This window comes from Cucumibacter marinus DSM 18995, from assembly GCF_000429865.1.
Taxonomy (GTDB): Bacteria; Pseudomonadota; Alphaproteobacteria; order Rhizobiales; family Devosiaceae; genus Cucumibacter; species Cucumibacter marinus.
This window is the reverse complement of sequence record NZ_AUCR01000011.1, coordinates 170,551-187,197: the sequence shown is the minus strand read 5'-3', so window position 1 is coordinate 187,197 and position 16,647 is coordinate 170,551. Positions and strand designations below refer to the sequence as shown.

Sequence of the window (16,647 nt, the reverse complement as noted above, 5' to 3'; positions counted from 1 at the left end):
CGAGACGGCCGCGGCCAATCACATATGGATCGGCCCGTCATTTGCTGCCATCGCCGCTTCGCGGACAGCTTCTGACAGAGTCGGATGCGCGTGGCAGGTCCGTGCGAGGTCTTCCGCCGATCCGCCGAACTCCATCAAGACGCAAAGCTCGTGAATGAGCTCGCCGGCAGAACGCCCGACAATATGCGCGCCGAGCACGCGGTCGGTCTTCTTGTCGGCGAGGATCTTGACGAACCCGTTCTTGGCCAGCATCGCCTTGGCGCGGCCATTGGCGGTGAAGGGGAACTTGGCGACCTTGTATTCGACCCCGTCGGCCTTCAGCTCTTCCTCGGTCTTGCCGACCGCGGCAATCTCGGGACTGGTGTAGACCACCGAGGGGATCACCCCGTAATTCACATGCCCGGCCTGCCCGGCAAGGATCTCGGCAACGGCAACGCCTTCATCCTCGGCCTTATGCGCCAGCATCGGGCCGGTGATCACATCACCGATCGCATAGATGCCATCGACATTGGTCTTGAAATGCTCGTCGGTCTTGACCCGGCCGCGCTCGTCGCGCTCGACCCCGGCTTCTTCCAGACCCAACCCTTCAGTGAAAGGCCGGCGCCCGATGGCCACCAGCACGATATCCGCATCGATCTGTTCGGTGTCCCCGCCCTGGGCCGGCTCTGTGAAGACCTTGAGCGTATCCCCGTCGGCATCGACGCCAGTGACCTTGGTACCGAGCTTGAAAGTGAAGCCCTGACGCTGCAGCAGGCGCTGGAACTGCTTGCCGACCTCGCCATCCATACCCGGCAAGATCCGGTCAAGGAATTCGACGACGGTGACTTCCGCCCCGAGCCGCGCCCAGACCGAGCCGAGTTCGAGCCCGATCACACCGGCACCGACGATCAGCAATTTGCCCGGCACCTTTTCGAGTTCGAGGGCGCCGGTCGAGGTCACGATCCGCTTTTCATCGGTCTCGACGCCCGGCAACGGCATCGATTCCGACCCCGTGGCGATCACGATGTTCTTGGTCTCGATGGTCTGGCGGTCGCCCTTTTCGTCATTGATCACGACCTTGCCCGGCCCCTCGATGGAGCCGGTCCCGTGGAAATGGGTGATCTTGTTCTTCTTGAACAGGAACTCGACACCCGACGTGTTGGCATCCACCGTGTCGGCCTTGTGCCGCATCATCGCCGGCAGATTAATCCGCGGCTTGCCGATATCGATGCCGAAGGTCTCGAAATGGCTGCTTGCCTCTTCGTAGAGCTCGGTGGTGTGCAACAGGGCCTTGGACGGAATGCAGCCCACATTGAGGCAGGTGCCGCCGGGCGCATCGCGCTTTTCGATAACCGCCACCTTCATACCGAGCTGGGCGGCGCGAATGGCGCAGACATACCCGCCCGGGCCCGTGCCGATCACCGTCAAATCGAACTGTTCCGCCATCGCGCTACTCTCCTTGCCGTCTTTTCATTTGTGCTCAGCCGGCGTCATCACCGCCCTCGGCGGCGAATGACCATGAATGCCCGGCCGGGTCAATCAGTCGTCCGTAATAGGCGCCCCAGAACATGGCTTCAGCGGGTCTGGTGATGGTCGCGCCTTCCCGCGCAGCCTTCTCCATCACCGCATCCACCCGGTCTGGGCTGTCGAGATTGATATGCAGCGTCACGCTGGTGCCGCCAAGATGTTTCGGCCCCCTGACCGGTTCGTCATGCCCCTCGAATTGATCCGAGAGCATGATATGCCCGCCAAACAGGGCGAGGGTTGAATGCATGACCTTGCCGCTTGCCTCGTGGTCCTGATGCATGATCTCGACCGCGTCGAAAGCGCGCTGATAGAAATCGATGGCGGCTCTTGCATCATTGACAGTCAGATAGGTCTGGATCGGCGTTGTCGCGCCCGAAGCCGGTGTGTTGCTCATGGCCCTCTCCGTCCCGGTTGGGATCAGTGTCGCTGTGTCAGGGCTACACGCAATGCAAGCGCGATCAGCGCCAGCCCCGTCAACCGATTGAACCACTGCCCGAGCCGATAGAACACCCCCCTGACAGCGGGCGTGGTGAAGAACACCGAGACCAGCGCGAACCAGACGAACAGCATCACCGCCATCGAGCCGACATAGAATCCCTGCGCGACGACCAAAGTCTTGGCGCTGACAAGGGTGGTGAACAGCGACAGGAAGAACAGGACAGCCTTGGGGTTCAAGAGATTGGTCAGGAAGCCGATACGATAGGCTGTCCCCAGCGGCATGGTGCGGCGGGCCGGGGCGTCGATATCCTGAGGCGGAGTCGGCGCGGGGGCGCGAAGCGCGGAAATGCCCAGCCACAACAGATAGGCGGCGCCGATAAACTTGAGCGCCGTGAACAGCCATAACGATTGCGCGATGACAAGCCCGAGCCCCAGAATGGTATAGGCGCCATGCACGAAGATCGCGGAAGCGATGCCGGCGCTGGTCGCGATCGCGGGCGCACGGCCATGGGCAATCGACTGGCGCAGTACCATGGCAAAATCCGGCCCGGGCGAGACCGCCCCGATCCCGAACACCGCCATCAGCGCGAGGTATTCGGCCCAGTTGAACCCGGTCATATCAGCACCCCCACAAACATGGCCGCGATACCGGCGGTGGCGATGTTCCAGGCAAAGGTACGAAGCCAGCGCACCCCGATCAGATAGAGCGGCAGATAGACCACGCGGAAGGCGAGGTAAACCATCGCACCCCACTGGGTGAAGACATCACTCGCCCCCGAAAACTCGATCACCACCACAAGCGCGATGAAAGCCGGCCAGGTCTCCTGGAAATTCCGCCATGCCCGGTCGGCCCGCCCGGCCACCTTGCCACGGACCTGTTGTTCATTGTCGCGCGGCCCGACATCCTGCAATACGCCGAGTTCGGCCTTTCGGTAAAAGGTCTGCGTACTGAGATAAATCAGCGCCAGCAAGGTGCTCCAGAACAGGCAGGTCAGTTCTACCGACATCAGCTTGCGCACCCATCGAGCGTGAAGACGTCGTCGGCGAGGATGTCACCCTGGAAGCGGTCATAGTCCCAGACCCCGTAGCGCAGCGTACGGCCGAGATCGGTCAGCAGGACCTGGCGCGGTGCCGGATCGGATTCTTCTGCCGGCAATGGCGTGATGCCCTCATCCCCCAGCGCATAGACCACCCCTTCCCAGATCGTGCAGCCCTCGAAATCGGGCCCCATCGCCTCCTCTTCGGTCTCCGCCGGCTCCTCATCGAGGCACCCGGGCGGGGTCAGCATGCCATTGGGCCGCGACCAGCCCATATTCCAGCTGACTTCGCCAGCAAAGACCGGTTCGTCCTCACCCGGCAGAGTGAGGGTAAAAAGGCTCGACGTGCTTGGCGTGTGCGCCTTGCGGAACTCGTAAGGAATGAATTGCAGCACCATGCCACTGGTCGGCTCGGTGTAGCGGGCATGCATGAGGGCGCAGTCCGCAGCCAAAGACGTGGTTGGCAGGTTCAAAAGACCCGCCAACCCGATTGTCACGAGTGCATGCCGAGACCACATGGTCACACCCTTGCCCTGGCGGCGATCCGCTAGAGATCGAGGATCAGGCGCTGCGGATCTTCGAGGCTTTCCTTGACGCGCACAAGGAAGGTCACCGCTTCCTTGCCGTCGACGATCCGGTGGTCATAGGAGAGCGCCAGATACATCATCGGGCGGATCTCGATCTGGCCGTTCACCACGACCGGACGCTCCTGGATCTTGTGCATGCCCAGAATGCCCGATTGCGGGGCATTGAGGATCGGGGTCGACATCAAGGAGCCATAAACGCCACCATTCGAGATGGTGAAGGTGCCGCCCTGCATGTCGGCCATGCCCAACTGCCCGTCGCGTGCAGCGCGGCCCAGCCGGCCGATCTCCGCTTCGATCTCGGCGATCGTCATCTGATCCGCATCGCGCACCACCGGCACCACGAGGCCCTTGTCGGTCCCCACGGCCACCCCGATATGGGCGTAGTTCTTGTAGATCAGCTCATCGCCATCGATCTCGGCATTGACGGCCGGGATCTCCTTGAGCGCATGGGTCACGGCCTTCGAGAAGAAGCCCATGAACCCCAGCTTGATGCCGTGCTTTTTCTCGAACAGGTCCTTGTACTGCTTCCTGAGATCCATGACCGGCTTCATGTCGACCTCGTTGAAAGTCGTCAGCATGGCAGCGGTGTTCTGCGCATCCTTCAAACGCCGGGCGATGGTCTGGCGCAGCCGGGTCATCTTGACCCGCTCTTCGCGGACCTCGTCTTCCTGGGCGACCGGCGCGCGCGGGGCCGATGCGGGTTGAGGCGCCGGCGACGATTTCGCGGCGGCCGGCTTGGACGAAGCGGGTTTGGCTTCGGCGGCCTGAACGTCTTCCTTGAGGATCTGTCCACGCTTGCCCGAACCGGACAAATCGTCCTTGGAGAGACCTTTTTCTTCCATCAGCTTGCCGGCGGCCGGCGAAGGCGGCATCTCGCCCGAGCCGTTCGAAGACGCGGCGGGCTTGGCTTCTGCCTTTTCCTCGGTCTTTTCCTCGGCCTTGTCCTCATTGGCGGCGGCAGGGGCCGATGAACCACTGCCTGCCCCTTCGGCGATGGCGCCGATCAGCGCGCCGACCTCGACGGTTTCGCCTTCATTGGCGGAGATGGCTTCGAGCGTGCCGGCGGCAGGCGCCGGGACTTCGATCGTGACCTTGTCGGTCTCGAGTTCCACCACCGGTTCGTCGGCATCGATCGAATCGCCGACCTTCTTGAACCATTGTCCGATCGTGGCCTCGGTGACGCTTTCACCCAGCGCGGGGACCTTGATGTCGGTAGACATGAAGTACTTCCTTGATTTCCGAATTCTGGTTGTCCGCTAACTCGCGAAAGCTTCTTCGAGAAACGCCTCGAGCTGGGCCAGATGCGTGCGCATCAGGCCGGTAGCAGGCGAGGCGGCCGCAGCCCGGCCGACATAGCGCGGACGTTCGCCGCTCCGCCCCATCTGGTCGAGCACCCATTCCACATAGGGCTGAATGAAGGCCCAGGACCCCATATTCTTGGGCTCTTCCTGGCACCATACCACTTCCGCATTCGGAAAGCGGGTCAACTCGTCATGCAGTGCCTTTGCCGGGAACGGATAGAGCTGTTCAAGCCGCATCAGATAGACATCGTCAACGCCCCGCTTCTCGCGGTCCTCGAGCAGATCGTAATAGACCTTGCCTGTGCACAGGATGACGCGGCGGATCTTGTCGTCTTCCTGCAGCTTGATCGAGGTGGTCTTGCCCGGGGTTTCCGCATCGTCCCACAACAGCCGGTGGAAGGTGGAATCGGCGCCGAACTCGTCAAGCGTCGAAACGCAGCGCTTGTGGCGCAGAAGCGATTTCGGCGTCATCAGCACCAGCGGCTTGCGGAAGTCGCGTTTGAGCTGGCGGCGAAGGATGTGGAAATAGTTCGCCGGGGTGGAGCAGTTCGCCACCTGCATATTGTCTTCGGCGCAAAGCTGCAGGAACCGCTCGAGCCGGGCCGAGGAGTGCTCGGGACCCTGACCCTCATAGCCATGCGGCAGCAACAGGACGAGGCCGGACATTCTGAGCCATTTGCGCTCACCCGAGGAGATGAACTGGTCGATGACCACCTGCGCCCCGTTGGTGAAATCACCGAACTGGGCTTCCCACAGGGTCAGCGCATTCGGCTCGGCGAGCGAATAGCCATATTCGAAACCGAGCACCGCCTCTTCCGAGAGCATCGAATTGATGACCTCGTAGCGCGCCTGGTCGGGATCGAGATTATTGAGCGGCGTGTAAGTCTCCCCGGTCTCCTGGTCGTGCAGAACGGTATGGCGCTGCGAGAAAGTGCCGCGTTCGACATCCTGACCCGACAGCCGGACCGGATTGCCTTCCATCACCATCGACCCGAAGGCCAGCGATTCCGCCATCGCCCAGTCGATCCCCTCACCGGTCTCGAACATCTTGAGGCGATTATTGAGGAAACGCCGCACCGTCTTGTGCACATTGAGATCGTCTGGCGGGGTGTTGAGCGAGGTGCCGATCTTGACCAGCATGTCCTTCTCGACACCGGTATTGCCGCGGCGCGGCCCGTCGATCTCGGCGAGCTTCATGTTCTTCCAAGCGCCGTCGAGCCAGTCCGCCTTGTTGGGCTTGTAGCTCTCCGAGGATTCGAACTCGCCATCGAGATGCGCGCGCCAGTCGTCCTTCATTTTCTGGACGTCGGCTTCGGTCATCGTGCCTTCATCCACGAGCTTTTGCGCATAGATCTCCAGCGTCGATTTGTGCTGGCGGATCGACTTGTACATCAGCGGCTGGGTGAAGCTGGGCTCATCGCCTTCATTGTGCCCGTGCCGGCGATAGCAAATCATGTCGATCACCACCGGGCGCTTGAACTTCTGGCGGAACTCGATCGCCACCTTGGCGGCATAGACCACCGCTTCGGGATCGTCCCCGTTCACGTGGAACACGGGCGCCTCGATCATCTTGGCGACATCGGTGGGATAGGGGGAAGAGCGCGAATTGATCGGCGAGGTGGTGAACCCGATCTGGTTGTTGATCACCACATGGATCGACCCGCCGGTGCGGTGACCCTTGAGGCCCGAAAGCCCGAAACATTCGGCGACCACGCCCTGACCGGCGAAAGCCGCATCCCCGTGCAGGATCAGCGGCAGCACCGGCAGCCGGTCGACCTTGACCGGCGGCACGAACTTCCCATTGACCGCATTGTGCTGGTCCTGCTTGGCGCGGGCCTTGCCCAGCACCACCGGATCGACGATCTCGAGATGGCTGGGATTGGCGGTCAGCGACAGATGGACGGTATTGCCGTCGAACTCGCGGTCCGAGGACGCGCCGAGATGGTATTTGACGTCGCCCGAACCCTCGACATCGTCGGGGTAGAAGGCGCCACCCTTGAATTCGTGAAACAGCGCGCGATGCGGCTTGCCCATGACCTGGGTGAGGACGTTGAGCCGGCCGCGATGGGCCATGCCCAGCACGATATCCTTGAGCCCTAGCGCCCCGCCGCGCTTGATGATCTGTTCGAGCGCGGCGATGACCGCCTCGCCGCCATCGAGCCCGAAGCGCTTGGTGCCGGTATATTTGACATCGAGGAATTTCTCGAACCCGTCGGCCTCGACGAGCTTGTTGAGAATCGCCTTCTTGCCTTCGGGCGTGAACTCGATGGCCTTGTCCGGCCCCTCGATGCGCTCCTGCAGCCAGCCCTTGGCCTCGGGGTCGGAGATATGCATGAACTCGACACCCATGGTCGAGCAATAGGTGCGCTTGAGAATATCGAGCATCTCGGGGATGGTGGCGAATTCGAGCCCGAGATAGTTGTCGATGAAGATCTTGCGGTCGAAATCGGCCTCGGTGAACCCGTAATTCGCCGGGTCAAGCTCGGGCGCATCTTCGACTTCGCGCAGATGCAGCGGATCGAGATCGGCATGCAGATGCCCGCGCATCCGATAGGCGCGGATCATCATGATCGCATGGATCGAATCCTGGGTGGCCTGCTGCACCGCCTCGTCGGTGACGACCTCGCCCCGGGCCTCGGCCTTGGCGGTGACCGCCTTCTCGGCCTTTTCGGGCAGATCGCCCCAATCCCCGTCGAGCGCCGAAATCAGGTCCCCGGCAACCCGCGGCCAGTCCCGTCGCTTCCACGAGGCGCCCTCGGCGCTCTTTTTGACATTGGCCGGATCGTCGGCCAGTCGCTCAAAAAAAGACCGCCACGTCTCGTCAACGCTGGCGGGATCATCTTTGTAGCGGGCATAGAGCTCTTCGATATAGGCGGCATTTCCGCCGTAAAGGAAGGAGGTATTGAGGAACGCTTCGTTCTGTTCCTGTCTGGTCATCATAAAGCGGCGAGGTTTGGCCCCGTCTTCCCTAGCTCGGGCATTGACTGGCGCGCCCGAACCCGGGCGCGCGGCGGAGAGTTCAAATTGACGCCATCGTCTTCACCATGGCGTTAACATGAGACCGGTTGAAGTCCCGATCAACCCTTGAGTTTGTTCACCAAAGCGTCACCGATGCGCGCCGGCGAGCGCGAAACCGCGATCCCGGCCGCTTCCATGGCCGCTATCTTGTCTTCGGCACCGCCCTTGCCGCCCGAAATCACGGCGCCGGCGTGGCCCATGGTGCGGCCCGGAGGAGCGGTCAGCCCGGCGATGAACCCGGCGGTCGGCTTCTTGCGGCCCTTCTTGGCTTCATCGATCAGGAACTGGGCCGCGTCTTCTTCAGCGGTGCCCCCGATTTCCCCGATCATGATCATGGATTCGGTTTCCGGATCGGCAAGGTACATCTCCAAAACGTCGATGAACTCGGTCCCCTTGACCGGATCACCGCCAATGCCGACGGCTGTCGACTGGCCGAGCCCGGCATTGGTGGTCTGGAACACCGCCTCATAGGTCAGCGTCCCCGAGCGCGACACGATGCCGACCGAGCCCTTCTTGAAGATATTGCCCGGCATGATGCCGATCTTGCATTCCTCCGGCGTCAGAACGCCCGGGCAGTTCGGGCCGATCAGCCGCGAATTCGACTTCTCAAGCCGCGCCTTGACCTTGACCATGTCGAGAACCGGCACACCCTCGGTGATGCACACGATAAGCGGAATTTCCGCATCGATCGCCTCGATGATCGCGGCAGCGGCCCCTGCGGGCGGCACATAGACCACAGACGCGTTGGCCCCTGTCGCTTCCTTGCCTTCGGCGACCGTGGCGAATACCGGCAGGTCGGCGCTGGAGCCGTCTTCGAGATGACCGGTCCAGGTCTCGCCACCCTTTTTGGGGTGAACCCCCCCGACCATCTTGGTGCCGAAATAGCTCAGCGCCTGCTCGGTGTGAAACGTGCCTGTCTTGCCGGTCAGCCCCTGAACGAGAACCTTGGTATTCTTGTCAACCAGAATGGACATGTCGGTTTCCTTAATCCTCTTTCGTCGCGCCGCCAGTCACCGCGCCGAAGGCCGTGATGGTCAGTGTGGAACTTTGTGTCTGCAGATGAAAGCCCGGCGGGCGCATTCGCACCATCATTGCTCTGCCTCGCTCGGCTCCGAGGTGACGGTCTTGAGAACAAGCCCGGAAAAGCCGGTTGTCTCGACGACATCGCTGCCTTCGGGAATGAAGGTGAGATAGGTGTCGAATTGCCGGGGGAATTTGGGCGGCGGCCCCCACACATAGCTGACGAGCCGCGCCGGGTCGGCCTTGAAGTCGCCTTCGTCGAGCGTGTTGTGCGAAACCGGATGCTCGAGCAGCGCCGTCACCTCCGCGGGGTCGGCGATCTCGGTGGCATCGAAATCATAGACATAGCAGCCGATCAGCGTGAACGGCTCATAGTCGGTCGCATTGTCCGACACCCTGTCGACAATGAGATGGTAGAGCCGGTCTTCGACCGTTTTTTTGTAGATCGCGATCTCGGTCGAATAGCCCTCGAATTCCGGGTCTTCGGCCTGGTCCCGTATCACGGCGATCAGGCTTTCGAGCTCCGGGTCGACATTGACGGCATCCTCGATGAAGCCCTCTTCATCCGCCTTGGCCATCAGATCCGAAAAATCGAATCGGGCATCGGTGAGGCACACCGAGGCGAATAGGTCCGTCACCGGCCCGGCCAGCGCCGCACCCGAGAGCGTCCCCGTCAGGGTCAGGGATAGTCCTGTAATGGTGGCTGCCCTGTGAAACGCGGTCATCGGTGATGGCTTTCCGCGTGTTGATGCACCTTGAAATACCGCAACGCCATGGCCCCGCCCGTAAACAACAGGCCCGCCATGATCGCCGCCGTCAGCGGCAGCGTCGTGATCAGATAGGCATCGTCGCAATTGAACGCGAACCCCTGTCCAAGACACGCCGCCTCATTATCGGCGGCCAGCATCAGGCTGAGCACCAGCCCCGCACCGGCGAGGCAGGCAATGACCCCCAGCCCCAGCCCGAGGCCGATGAAGAAACCGCGCCGCCGGTGGCTGCACAGCCCCTTGGCGAACACGAACAGCAGAAGGGGTGCCAGAACGATACCGGCGCCGAGCGTGACGAGCTCGATGATCAAGCCGCCGCTCCCCCGACAGCCTTGACGATCTTCTGCGCGGCATCGTCGAGATCGTCCGCGGAAATGACGTCGAGATCACTCTCATCGATCATCTTCTTGCCTTCGGCGACCTTGGTGCCTTCGAGCCGGACGACGAGGGGCACCGAAAGCCCCACTTCCTTGACCGCCCGCAACACCCCTTCGGCAATCACATCGCAGCGCATGATGCCGCCGAAGATGTTGACCAGGATCCCCTTCACATTGGGGTCCGCGGTGATGATCTTGAACGCGGCGGTGACCTTTTCGGCATTCGCCCCGCCCCCGACATCGAGGAAGTTGGCCGGCTCGGCGCCATAAAGCTTGATGATGTCCATGGTCGACATCGCCAGGCCCGCGCCATTGACCATGCAGCCGATATTGCCGTCGAGCGCGACATAGGCGAGGTCGTATTTCGACGCCTCGATTTCCTTTTCGTCCTCTTCCAACAGATCCCGCAACTCGGCGAGATCGGGATGGCGGAACATGGCATTGTTGTCGAACGACACCTTGGCATCGAGCACCCGCAAATGACCGTCCTTCATGACGATCAGCGGATTGATTTCCAGAAGGCTCATGTCCTTCTCAACGAACGCCTTGTAGAGCGTGGGGAAGATCGTCATGCCGTCTTCGCGCGCCGCACCGCCGAGCTTGAGCCCGTCGCACAGCTTGGCCGCATCCGCCTCGGTCACCCCGGCTTCGGGGTCGATCGGCAGGGTCAGGATCTTCTCCGGGGTCTCTTCGGCCACCGTTTCGATATCCATGCCGCCCTCGGTCGAGGCGACAAAAGCCACCTTGCCGGTGCTGCGGTCGACCAGGATCGAGAGATAGAGCTCGCGGTCGATATCGGCGCCGTCTTCGAGATAGAGCCGGTTGACCTGCTTGCCATCGGGCCCGGTCTGCTTGGTGACCAGCGTGTTGCCGAGCATCTCGGCAACATTGGCGTCGACCTCGTCCATCGAGAACGCCAGCCGGACACCGCCCTTGGCGTCCGGGCCGAGTTCCTTGAACTTGCCCTTGCCACGCCCGCCGGCATGGATCTGGCTCTTGACCACCCAAAGGGGACCGCCGAGCTGTTCGGCGGCCTTGCGCGCTTCGCCGGCCTCAAAGATCGGCACGCCCTTGGCGACCGGCAGGCCGTAATCCTTCAACAGGGCCTTGGCCTGGTATTCATGGATATTCATGACCGCTCCTCCAGCGTGTTCCTGCCCCGCCGCTCGGGCCCGGACAGACGGTCGGAATTAGGCGAGCTTGGGTGCGATCTTCTTGCAGTCCGCAACCAGTCCCTCGACGGACCCGACCGACTTGTCGAAGCCGCTCTGTTCGGTGCGGTTGAGCGTGATCTCGACGATCCGCTCGACCCCGTCCGAGCCGATCACGGCCGGCACACCGACATAAAGCCCTTTGACCCCGAATTCGCCCTTGAGATAGGCCGCGCAGGGCAAAACCCGCTTCTTGTCCTTGAGATAGCTCTCGGCCATCGCGATCGCCGAGGTGGCGGGCGCATAGAAGGCCGAACCGGTCTTCAACAGGCCGACGATCTCGGCACCGCCATCACGGGTGCGCTGGATGATCTCGTCGAGCTTGCCTTTTTCGATCCAGCCCATCTTCACCAGATCGGTCAGCGGCACGCCGGCCACCGTCGAATAGCGCGCCAGCGGCACCATGGTGTCGCCATGCCCGCCCAGAACGAAAGCCGAGACGTCTTCGACCGACACATTGAGTTCGTCGGCGATGAAGTGGCGGAAACGCGAGGAATCGAGCACACCCGCCATGCCCACGACCTTGTTGGCCGGCAGGCCCGAGAAGCGCTGCAGCGCCCAGACCATGGCATCGAGCGGGTTGGTGATGCAGATCACGAAGGCATCGGGGGCATATTTGGCGATGCCGGCGCCGACCTGTTCCATGACCTTGAGATTGATCTCGAGAAGATCGTCGCGGCTCATGCCCGGCTTGCGTGGCACGCCGGCGGTGACGATCACCACATTGGCGCCGGCAATATCCTTGTATTCGGACGTGCCTTTGAGGTCGGCATCAAACCCTTCGACCGGGGCGGATTGCGCCAGATCGAGCGCCTTGCCCTGCGGAACACCGTCCACAATGTCGAAAAGAACGATGTCGCCGAGTTCCTTGAGCGCGGCCAGATGGGCGAGCGTGCCGCCGATCTGCCCCGCGCCGATAAGGGCAATCTTCGTGCGTGCCATAGTGAGATCTATCTCCGATGGTCGTGTGCTGGAATTAGGCCCCTCCCATAGCGCCTAGGCTCTGCCCGTGCAAGCCGGACCGGGGGGTTGAGACCGAGAAACAGGGTGTAAACGTTTGCCGGATCATCGCTTCGGGGCCGCATGGCCGGACCGGCGATGCGCTCAACCGGCAATTGCATCGGCGCGGTGGCCCGAAAGATAGGCACCTGACTGCATTTCGGTGAGCCGGGACACGGTACGCTGGAATTCGAAACTAGTGCGGCTGTCGGCCCCCAGTTCATCGAGCGGCGCCTCGAAGCTCGCCACCAGCTTGATGCCGCGGTCATAAAGCGTATCGATCAGCAGGATGAATCGCTTGGCTGCGTCCGAGCGGGTGCGGTCGAGATGCGGCACGCCTTCGACGACCAGCGTATGAAAGTGCTGGCTCAGCCGCAGATAGTCGCGCGCCCCAAGCGGGGCCTCGCACAACTCCGCAAAGCTGAATCGCGCCGCACCCAGCCCCTGGGCCGGCACCTTGATATCGCGGCCATTGATGCGCAGCGTCTCCGGTTCGCCGCCATCCGGTCCCGCAATCACGCGCCAGGCCGCATCGAGCTCGTCATGCGTCTCGGCGCGCGGGCCGAAGAAATAGACCGGCTGACGTTCGAGCTTGTCGCGGCGGTAATCCTTGGCCGCATCGAGCTCGATCACCCGGCACCGGTCCTTGAGGAGCTCGATAAAGGGCAGGAAGAGCTGGCGGTTGAGCCCGTTCTCATAAAGCCGGTCGGGCGCCAGGTTGGACGTCGCGACGAGGATGACGCCCGCCTCGAACAGCACCGAGAACAGGCGCTGCAGCAACATCGCATCGGTGATGTCGGAGACGTGGAATTCATCGAGGCACAACAGTCGAGTATCTTCCGCGATCGGTCCGGCGACCGCGGGAATCGGATCGCGGCGCCCGGCCTTGTCCCCGCTCTCGCGGCGAAACGCAGCGATGCCCGTATGCACCTCGTCCATGAATTCGTGGAAATGCTTCCGTCTTTTGCGCGGCTCTTCGACCGCGTTGAAGAACAGATCCATCAAAAAAGTCTTGCCGCGCCCCACCGCGCCGTGAATGTAAAGTCCGCGCGGCGCCTTGTCGGGCTTGCGCCCGAACAGCCGCGACAGACCGCCCGGCTTTTCCTCGGCCTTGAGGGCAGCGGCGAGCGCATCGAGCGCCTCGGCCGCTTCGAGCTGGGCCGGATCGCTGGTCAGCTTGCCGGTTTCGACATGATCGCGATAGGCAGCAACGACGGCGCCGCTGCCGGGATGAGCCCCCATCAGACCGTACTCCCGGAATACCCGCTGACAGACGGGTTAGCTGACCATGGAAATGCCCTGGCCGGAAATGCTGGTGCCCACGAACCGGTCGCCCGAAAGCAGCAGCGTGGCCATGACCTTGCCGCCATTGTCGTACAGCAGCACCTGGCGGCCGGACAACTGCCAGGAGGAAACCGCTATCATGCCTGGCACTTCGCAGCCCGGCGCGGATGCGCGGTAGCGGCCGGTATCGGCCTTGGCGGTATAAGTGAGATTGAGCCGGCAGGATGTTGAAGCGCCTTGCAGCGTCCAGCCGCCCAAGAGCTTCTCGACCGAGAGTTCGCCGGTCAGATCGCGGCCCACCACATTGGGGTTGCGATTGACATCATCGAGCGAGACGAAGGAATCATCCCCCGGCGTCAGCTGTTCTGCGCTGGCAACGCCATATTGCCCGTCGATCGAATTGGCCTGGCTTTGCGGAATGGTGCCCAGCACATTGCCTTCGGCGCCATTGGAATAGACAACCCGGCCCGAGCCGTCGGCCGCGTAGACTGGCTGGCCCTGCTGCTGGCCGGGCACTTGCACTTGCTGCGGATATCCGTCCGGATAGACGCCGTTATTGGCCTGGGTCTGCTGCTGGCTGCCGACCGGCGGCAAGGCGCCCTGCTGGACCGCACCGGTTTCAACCGGGGTCAGCTGCTCCGGAGCTGTGCTTGCCAGTGTGGTTCGGCTGCCTCGCGTGGAGGTACATCCGGTCAGCGCCACCGCCGCGATCATTACCACGCCGATCGCGAGGCGCCTGTTCCCCGCATTGATCATCAACTCGATTCTCCCGATCGGGCCAAACCTGACTGTTGCAGGGCACCCTTATCACTCGATTTACCGTGGGCGCACGCCCTAAAAGGCAAGAATGTGGCCAGTTTGCGACCCAAGAGGCGCTTTATGCGTTACACACAGGCAACAGCCATGGAGACCGTTGATGTGGGCAAGCCTTAAGATCCTGCGTTCTGCCATTCTGGGCGGCTTCTGGTTTATGCCCGCTCTCATTGGCATTGTAAGCGTGCTTTTTGCCCATTTCATGGTCGCGCTCGATACCTGGTTCGACTGGCGCGGACCGCTTTCTGCCATCGGCATCGAACCGATGGCCAAGAGTGCCGCCCAGAACCTTCTGACCACCATCGCCGGGGCGATGGTGAGCGTGGCGACCATGGTCTTCTCGCTTACCTTTGTCGGGCTGACCCTGGTCTCGCAGCAACTGGGTCCGCGGCTGGTGACCATGGTCATGCACGACCGCATAACGCAATCGACCATGGGCGTGTTCCTCGGCGTGTTTCTGTATGCGGTGCAGGTGCTGATCGCCTTCCCCGCCGACGACAGTGTCGCCGCCCCGATGCTGGCCACGCTGATGGCCGGGCCGATGACCGTCATCGCCTTTTTCGTCGTCATCTATTTCGTCCACCACATGGCCCAGTCGATCCAGGCCGATGTCGTGGTGGCACGCTCGGGCAAGCGCTTCATCGCCGCGATCGCCGACATTGAAGTCCTCTCGCCGGAGGACCGCCATGCCGCCAAACCGATTGCGAAAGGAGCGCGCGTTCCCGTCAACGCCACAAAATCGGGATATGTACAGATCATCGACTATGACGCGCTGATCGAGGCCGCCCGCACCGAGAGCATGACGCTCGAACTCAAAGTCAGGCCCGGCGAACATGTGCTCGAAGGTTTCCCGGTGCTCTTCGCCTCGAAACAGCCCGAGGACCCGGACAGCCTGTGCGACACCATGCAACTGGGGACGCGCATGTCGCCCTTGCAGGAGGCAAGCTATGAGGCCCGCGCGCTGGTCGAGATTGCCTTGCGGGCGCTGTCACCCGGAGTGCGCGACCCCAACACGGCGGTGATCGCGCTCAACTTCCTCGCCACCGGCCTTTGCGATCTGGCGCGGCGCGGCACGGTGCCGGACATACTGAACGATGAAGACGGCACGCCCCGCCTCAGCCGCCCGAGCCTGTGCCTCGACTATTACCTTGAGATCGTGATGATCCCGCTGCTGCCCGCCGCCGAGGGCGACCCGCAGGTCACAGACCGGTTGATCCGGCTGCTGACAGCGCTGGGGGAAGCGACCGCGCACAAGCCGCATCTCGCCGCCATCGACGGCTGGCTGGCCGCGCTCTTGAAAAATATCGAGGCCCTGCCGGACCGCAATGCCATGAAATCCGGGTTTGCCGGACGGATCGAGGAGGCCCGAACCGCCCTTGCGCGGACGGGGTGAAAATCAGGGGCAAGACCTAGTGGAAGGCAGCGCTCAGTCGTCGCCTTCCGCATTCATGTCGGCCAGCAATGCTTCAGCGAGGACCTTGGCGTCCTCCGCCTCCTCCGCCGGCACGCGAATGGCGATACCGCCGCGTCCGGTGATCCCCGGCATGCCGGGCAGACCGTCCTCTCCGCCCTCGAGCGGGTGAAAGCCATGCGCCTTGAGCGCCACGATGATCACCCGTGCCTTGTTGGAATCCCTCAGGCTGAGGACGGTTTCAAAGCTCATTGCTGTTCCTTACGCGCCGTCAGGCGTCCTCACCGGTCTCGAAGCCCTGCTCCTCGGCATAGGAGAGGAAATCCTCCATCAGGAGCGGCACCGAGGTCTGCACCTGCCGGATCATGTCGGGCATGACCTGGCTCATCAGTGCCGGCTGTGAATCAAGCAGCTTCTGCCCCAGATCCGAGGCGTAGAACGCATTCAGCTCGGTCAGTTCCTGTTCGGTGAAAGTCTCGGTGTAGAAGGTCACGATCGTGCCGGTCATATCCGCGACCAGCCCGCGCTCGAGTTCGACCATCTTGGCCTTGAGGTCAGCGAGCGCATCCTCGGAGATCTCCGGGTTGAGCGCAACGAGCTGCTCTTCGAGCGTCGGCCACACCGCATCGACCATCTGTTCGACCATGGTGTCGGTGACCGTGAGGGCGATCAGCTCTTCGGCCAGCGCCACGCGCGGGTCGGCCTGGGCTTCGCTCGCCTCGTCCTGGGCCAGCACAGGCGCGATCGCAGCCGGTGCGCTGACACCCAGCATCAATGCGGTCAGCAAGGCGGTCGACAGTTTTTTCATAGGGATCTCCTTTGCCCGCTCCTCGACGCGAAGCGGTTTGGCGGTTTGCCCCCCGCCCTGATCAAACGCA

Annotated in this window: 17 protein-coding genes; 1 reads left to right on the top strand and 16 read right to left on the bottom strand. The window is 62.5% G+C overall.

Going from position 1 to position 16,647, the window contains the following annotated elements:
* Positions 1-18: 18 nt before the first annotated feature.
* The 14 genes from lpdA to G489_RS21800 form a co-directional block, all read right to left on the bottom strand.
* Positions 19-1,425, bottom strand: a complete 1,407-nt coding sequence (gene lpdA, locus G489_RS0109115; protein ID WP_029041290.1) for a dihydrolipoyl dehydrogenase — start codon at positions 1,423-1,425, stop codon at positions 19-21.
* Positions 1,426-1,459: 34 nt separating this feature from the next.
* A complete protein-coding gene (locus tag G489_RS0109110; protein ID WP_029041289.1) occupies positions 1,460-1,900 on the bottom strand; it encodes a VOC family protein in 441 nt (146 codons plus the stop codon).
* A 23-nt stretch (positions 1,901-1,923) separates the two neighbouring features.
* On the bottom strand, positions 1,924-2,562 hold the full coding sequence (locus G489_RS0109105) for a LysE family translocator (protein ID WP_029041288.1): 639 nt from the start codon (positions 2,560-2,562) through the stop codon (positions 1,924-1,926).
* On the bottom strand, positions 2,559-2,951 hold the full coding sequence (locus G489_RS0109100) for an MAPEG family protein (RefSeq protein WP_029041287.1): 393 nt from the start codon (positions 2,949-2,951) through the stop codon (positions 2,559-2,561). The genes G489_RS0109105 and G489_RS0109100 overlap by 4 nt, the downstream gene beginning before the upstream one ends.
* Positions 2,951-3,412: a hypothetical protein gene (locus G489_RS0109095; protein WP_029041286.1), complete on the bottom strand. Its 462-nt coding sequence runs from the start codon at positions 3,410-3,412 to the stop codon at positions 2,951-2,953. The genes G489_RS0109100 and G489_RS0109095 overlap by 1 nt, the downstream gene beginning before the upstream one ends.
* A gap of 116 nt (positions 3,413-3,528) precedes the next feature.
* Positions 3,529-4,788: a 2-oxoglutarate dehydrogenase complex dihydrolipoyllysine-residue succinyltransferase gene (gene odhB / locus G489_RS0109090; protein WP_029041285.1), complete on the bottom strand. Its 1,260-nt coding sequence runs from the start codon at positions 4,786-4,788 to the stop codon at positions 3,529-3,531.
* A gap of 36 nt (positions 4,789-4,824) precedes the next feature.
* Complete coding sequence (locus G489_RS0109085; RefSeq protein WP_029041284.1) at positions 4,825-7,806, bottom strand: 2-oxoglutarate dehydrogenase E1 component; 2,982 nt, start codon at positions 7,804-7,806, stop codon at positions 4,825-4,827.
* Between the two features lie 140 nt (positions 7,807-7,946).
* Entirely contained in the window at positions 7,947-8,861 is a 915-nt protein-coding gene (gene sucD, locus G489_RS0109080) for a succinate--CoA ligase subunit alpha (RefSeq protein WP_029041283.1), read from the bottom strand.
* A gap of 114 nt (positions 8,862-8,975) precedes the next feature.
* Positions 8,976-9,632, bottom strand: a complete 657-nt coding sequence (locus G489_RS0109070) for a hypothetical protein (RefSeq protein WP_029041282.1) — start codon at positions 9,630-9,632, stop codon at positions 8,976-8,978.
* The gene (locus G489_RS0109065; protein ID WP_029041281.1) at positions 9,629-9,985 is read right to left on the bottom strand and encodes a hypothetical protein; all 357 of its coding nucleotides are present in this window, start codon (positions 9,983-9,985) and stop codon (positions 9,629-9,631) included. The genes G489_RS0109070 and G489_RS0109065 overlap by 4 nt, the downstream gene beginning before the upstream one ends.
* Positions 9,982-11,184, bottom strand: a complete 1,203-nt coding sequence (sucC, locus tag G489_RS0109060; protein WP_029041280.1) for an ADP-forming succinate--CoA ligase subunit beta — start codon at positions 11,182-11,184, stop codon at positions 9,982-9,984. Before sucC ends, G489_RS0109065 begins: the two co-directional genes overlap by 4 nt.
* A gap of 57 nt (positions 11,185-11,241) precedes the next feature.
* Positions 11,242-12,204 (bottom strand): malate dehydrogenase, encoded by a 963-nt coding sequence (gene mdh / locus G489_RS0109055; protein ID WP_029041279.1) that lies wholly within the window; start codon positions 12,202-12,204, stop codon positions 11,242-11,244.
* 162 nt (positions 12,205-12,366) lie between these two features.
* Positions 12,367-13,503 (bottom strand): cell division protein ZapE, encoded by a 1,137-nt coding sequence (gene zapE / locus G489_RS0109050; protein WP_029041278.1) that lies wholly within the window; start codon positions 13,501-13,503, stop codon positions 12,367-12,369.
* A 36-nt stretch (positions 13,504-13,539) separates the two neighbouring features.
* Positions 13,540-14,301, bottom strand: a complete 762-nt coding sequence (locus tag G489_RS21800) for an AprI/Inh family metalloprotease inhibitor (protein WP_051332464.1) — start codon at positions 14,299-14,301, stop codon at positions 13,540-13,542.
* Between the two features lie 160 nt (positions 14,302-14,461).
* On the opposite strand from G489_RS21800, the gene G489_RS0109040 reads away from it, so the two are divergent.
* Positions 14,462-15,751: a DUF2254 domain-containing protein gene (locus G489_RS0109040; RefSeq protein ID WP_029041277.1), complete on the top strand. Its 1,290-nt coding sequence runs from the start codon at positions 14,462-14,464 to the stop codon at positions 15,749-15,751.
* A 33-nt stretch (positions 15,752-15,784) separates the two neighbouring features.
* Here the strand turns inward: G489_RS0109040 and G489_RS0109035 are convergent, their stop codons facing one another.
* A complete protein-coding gene (locus G489_RS0109035) occupies positions 15,785-16,021 on the bottom strand; it encodes a hypothetical protein (RefSeq protein WP_029041276.1) in 237 nt (78 codons plus the stop codon).
* 19 nt (positions 16,022-16,040) lie between these two features.
* The gene (locus tag G489_RS0109030; RefSeq protein WP_029041275.1) at positions 16,041-16,577 is read right to left on the bottom strand and encodes a DUF2059 domain-containing protein; all 537 of its coding nucleotides are present in this window, start codon (positions 16,575-16,577) and stop codon (positions 16,041-16,043) included.
* Positions 16,578-16,647 lie beyond the last annotated feature (70 nt).

Excerpts from the sequence above, each read along its gene's own strand:
- lpdA (WP_029041290.1), bottom strand. The coding sequence starts at position 1,425 with ATGGCGGAACAGTTCGATTTGACGGTGATCGGCACGGGCCCGGGCGGG.
- G489_RS0109110 (WP_029041289.1), bottom strand. The coding sequence starts at position 1,900 with ATGAGCAACACACCGGCTTCGGGCGCGACAACGCCGATCCAGACCTAT.
- G489_RS0109105 (WP_029041288.1), bottom strand. The coding sequence starts at position 2,562 with ATGACCGGGTTCAACTGGGCCGAATACCTCGCGCTGATGGCGGTGTTC.
- G489_RS0109100 (WP_029041287.1), bottom strand. The coding sequence starts at position 2,951 with ATGTCGGTAGAACTGACCTGCCTGTTCTGGAGCACCTTGCTGGCGCTG.
- G489_RS0109095 (WP_029041286.1), bottom strand. The coding sequence starts at position 3,412 with ATGCATGCCCGCTACACCGAGCCGACCAGTGGCATGGTGCTGCAATTC.
- odhB (WP_029041285.1), bottom strand. The coding sequence starts at position 4,788 with ATGTCTACCGACATCAAGGTCCCCGCGCTGGGTGAAAGCGTCACCGAG.
- G489_RS0109085 (WP_029041284.1), bottom strand. The coding sequence starts at position 7,806 with ATGACCAGACAGGAACAGAACGAAGCGTTCCTCAATACCTCCTTCCTT.
- sucD (WP_029041283.1), bottom strand. The coding sequence starts at position 8,861 with ATGTCCATTCTGGTTGACAAGAATACCAAGGTTCTCGTTCAGGGGCTG.
- G489_RS0109070 (WP_029041282.1), bottom strand. The coding sequence starts at position 9,632 with ATGACCGCGTTTCACAGGGCAGCCACCATTACAGGACTATCCCTGACC.
- sucC (WP_029041280.1), bottom strand. The coding sequence starts at position 11,184 with ATGAATATCCATGAATACCAGGCCAAGGCCCTGTTGAAGGATTACGGC.
- mdh (WP_029041279.1), bottom strand. The coding sequence starts at position 12,204 with ATGGCACGCACGAAGATTGCCCTTATCGGCGCGGGGCAGATCGGCGGC.
- zapE (WP_029041278.1), bottom strand. The coding sequence starts at position 13,503 with ATGGGGGCTCATCCCGGCAGCGGCGCCGTCGTTGCTGCCTATCGCGAT.
- G489_RS21800 (WP_051332464.1), bottom strand. The coding sequence starts at position 14,301 with ATGATCAATGCGGGGAACAGGCGCCTCGCGATCGGCGTGGTAATGATC.
- G489_RS0109040 (WP_029041277.1), top strand. The coding sequence starts at position 14,462 with ATGTGGGCAAGCCTTAAGATCCTGCGTTCTGCCATTCTGGGCGGCTTC.
- G489_RS0109035 (WP_029041276.1), bottom strand. The coding sequence starts at position 16,021 with ATGAGCTTTGAAACCGTCCTCAGCCTGAGGGATTCCAACAAGGCACGG.
- G489_RS0109030 (WP_029041275.1), bottom strand. The coding sequence starts at position 16,577 with ATGAAAAAACTGTCGACCGCCTTGCTGACCGCATTGATGCTGGGTGTC.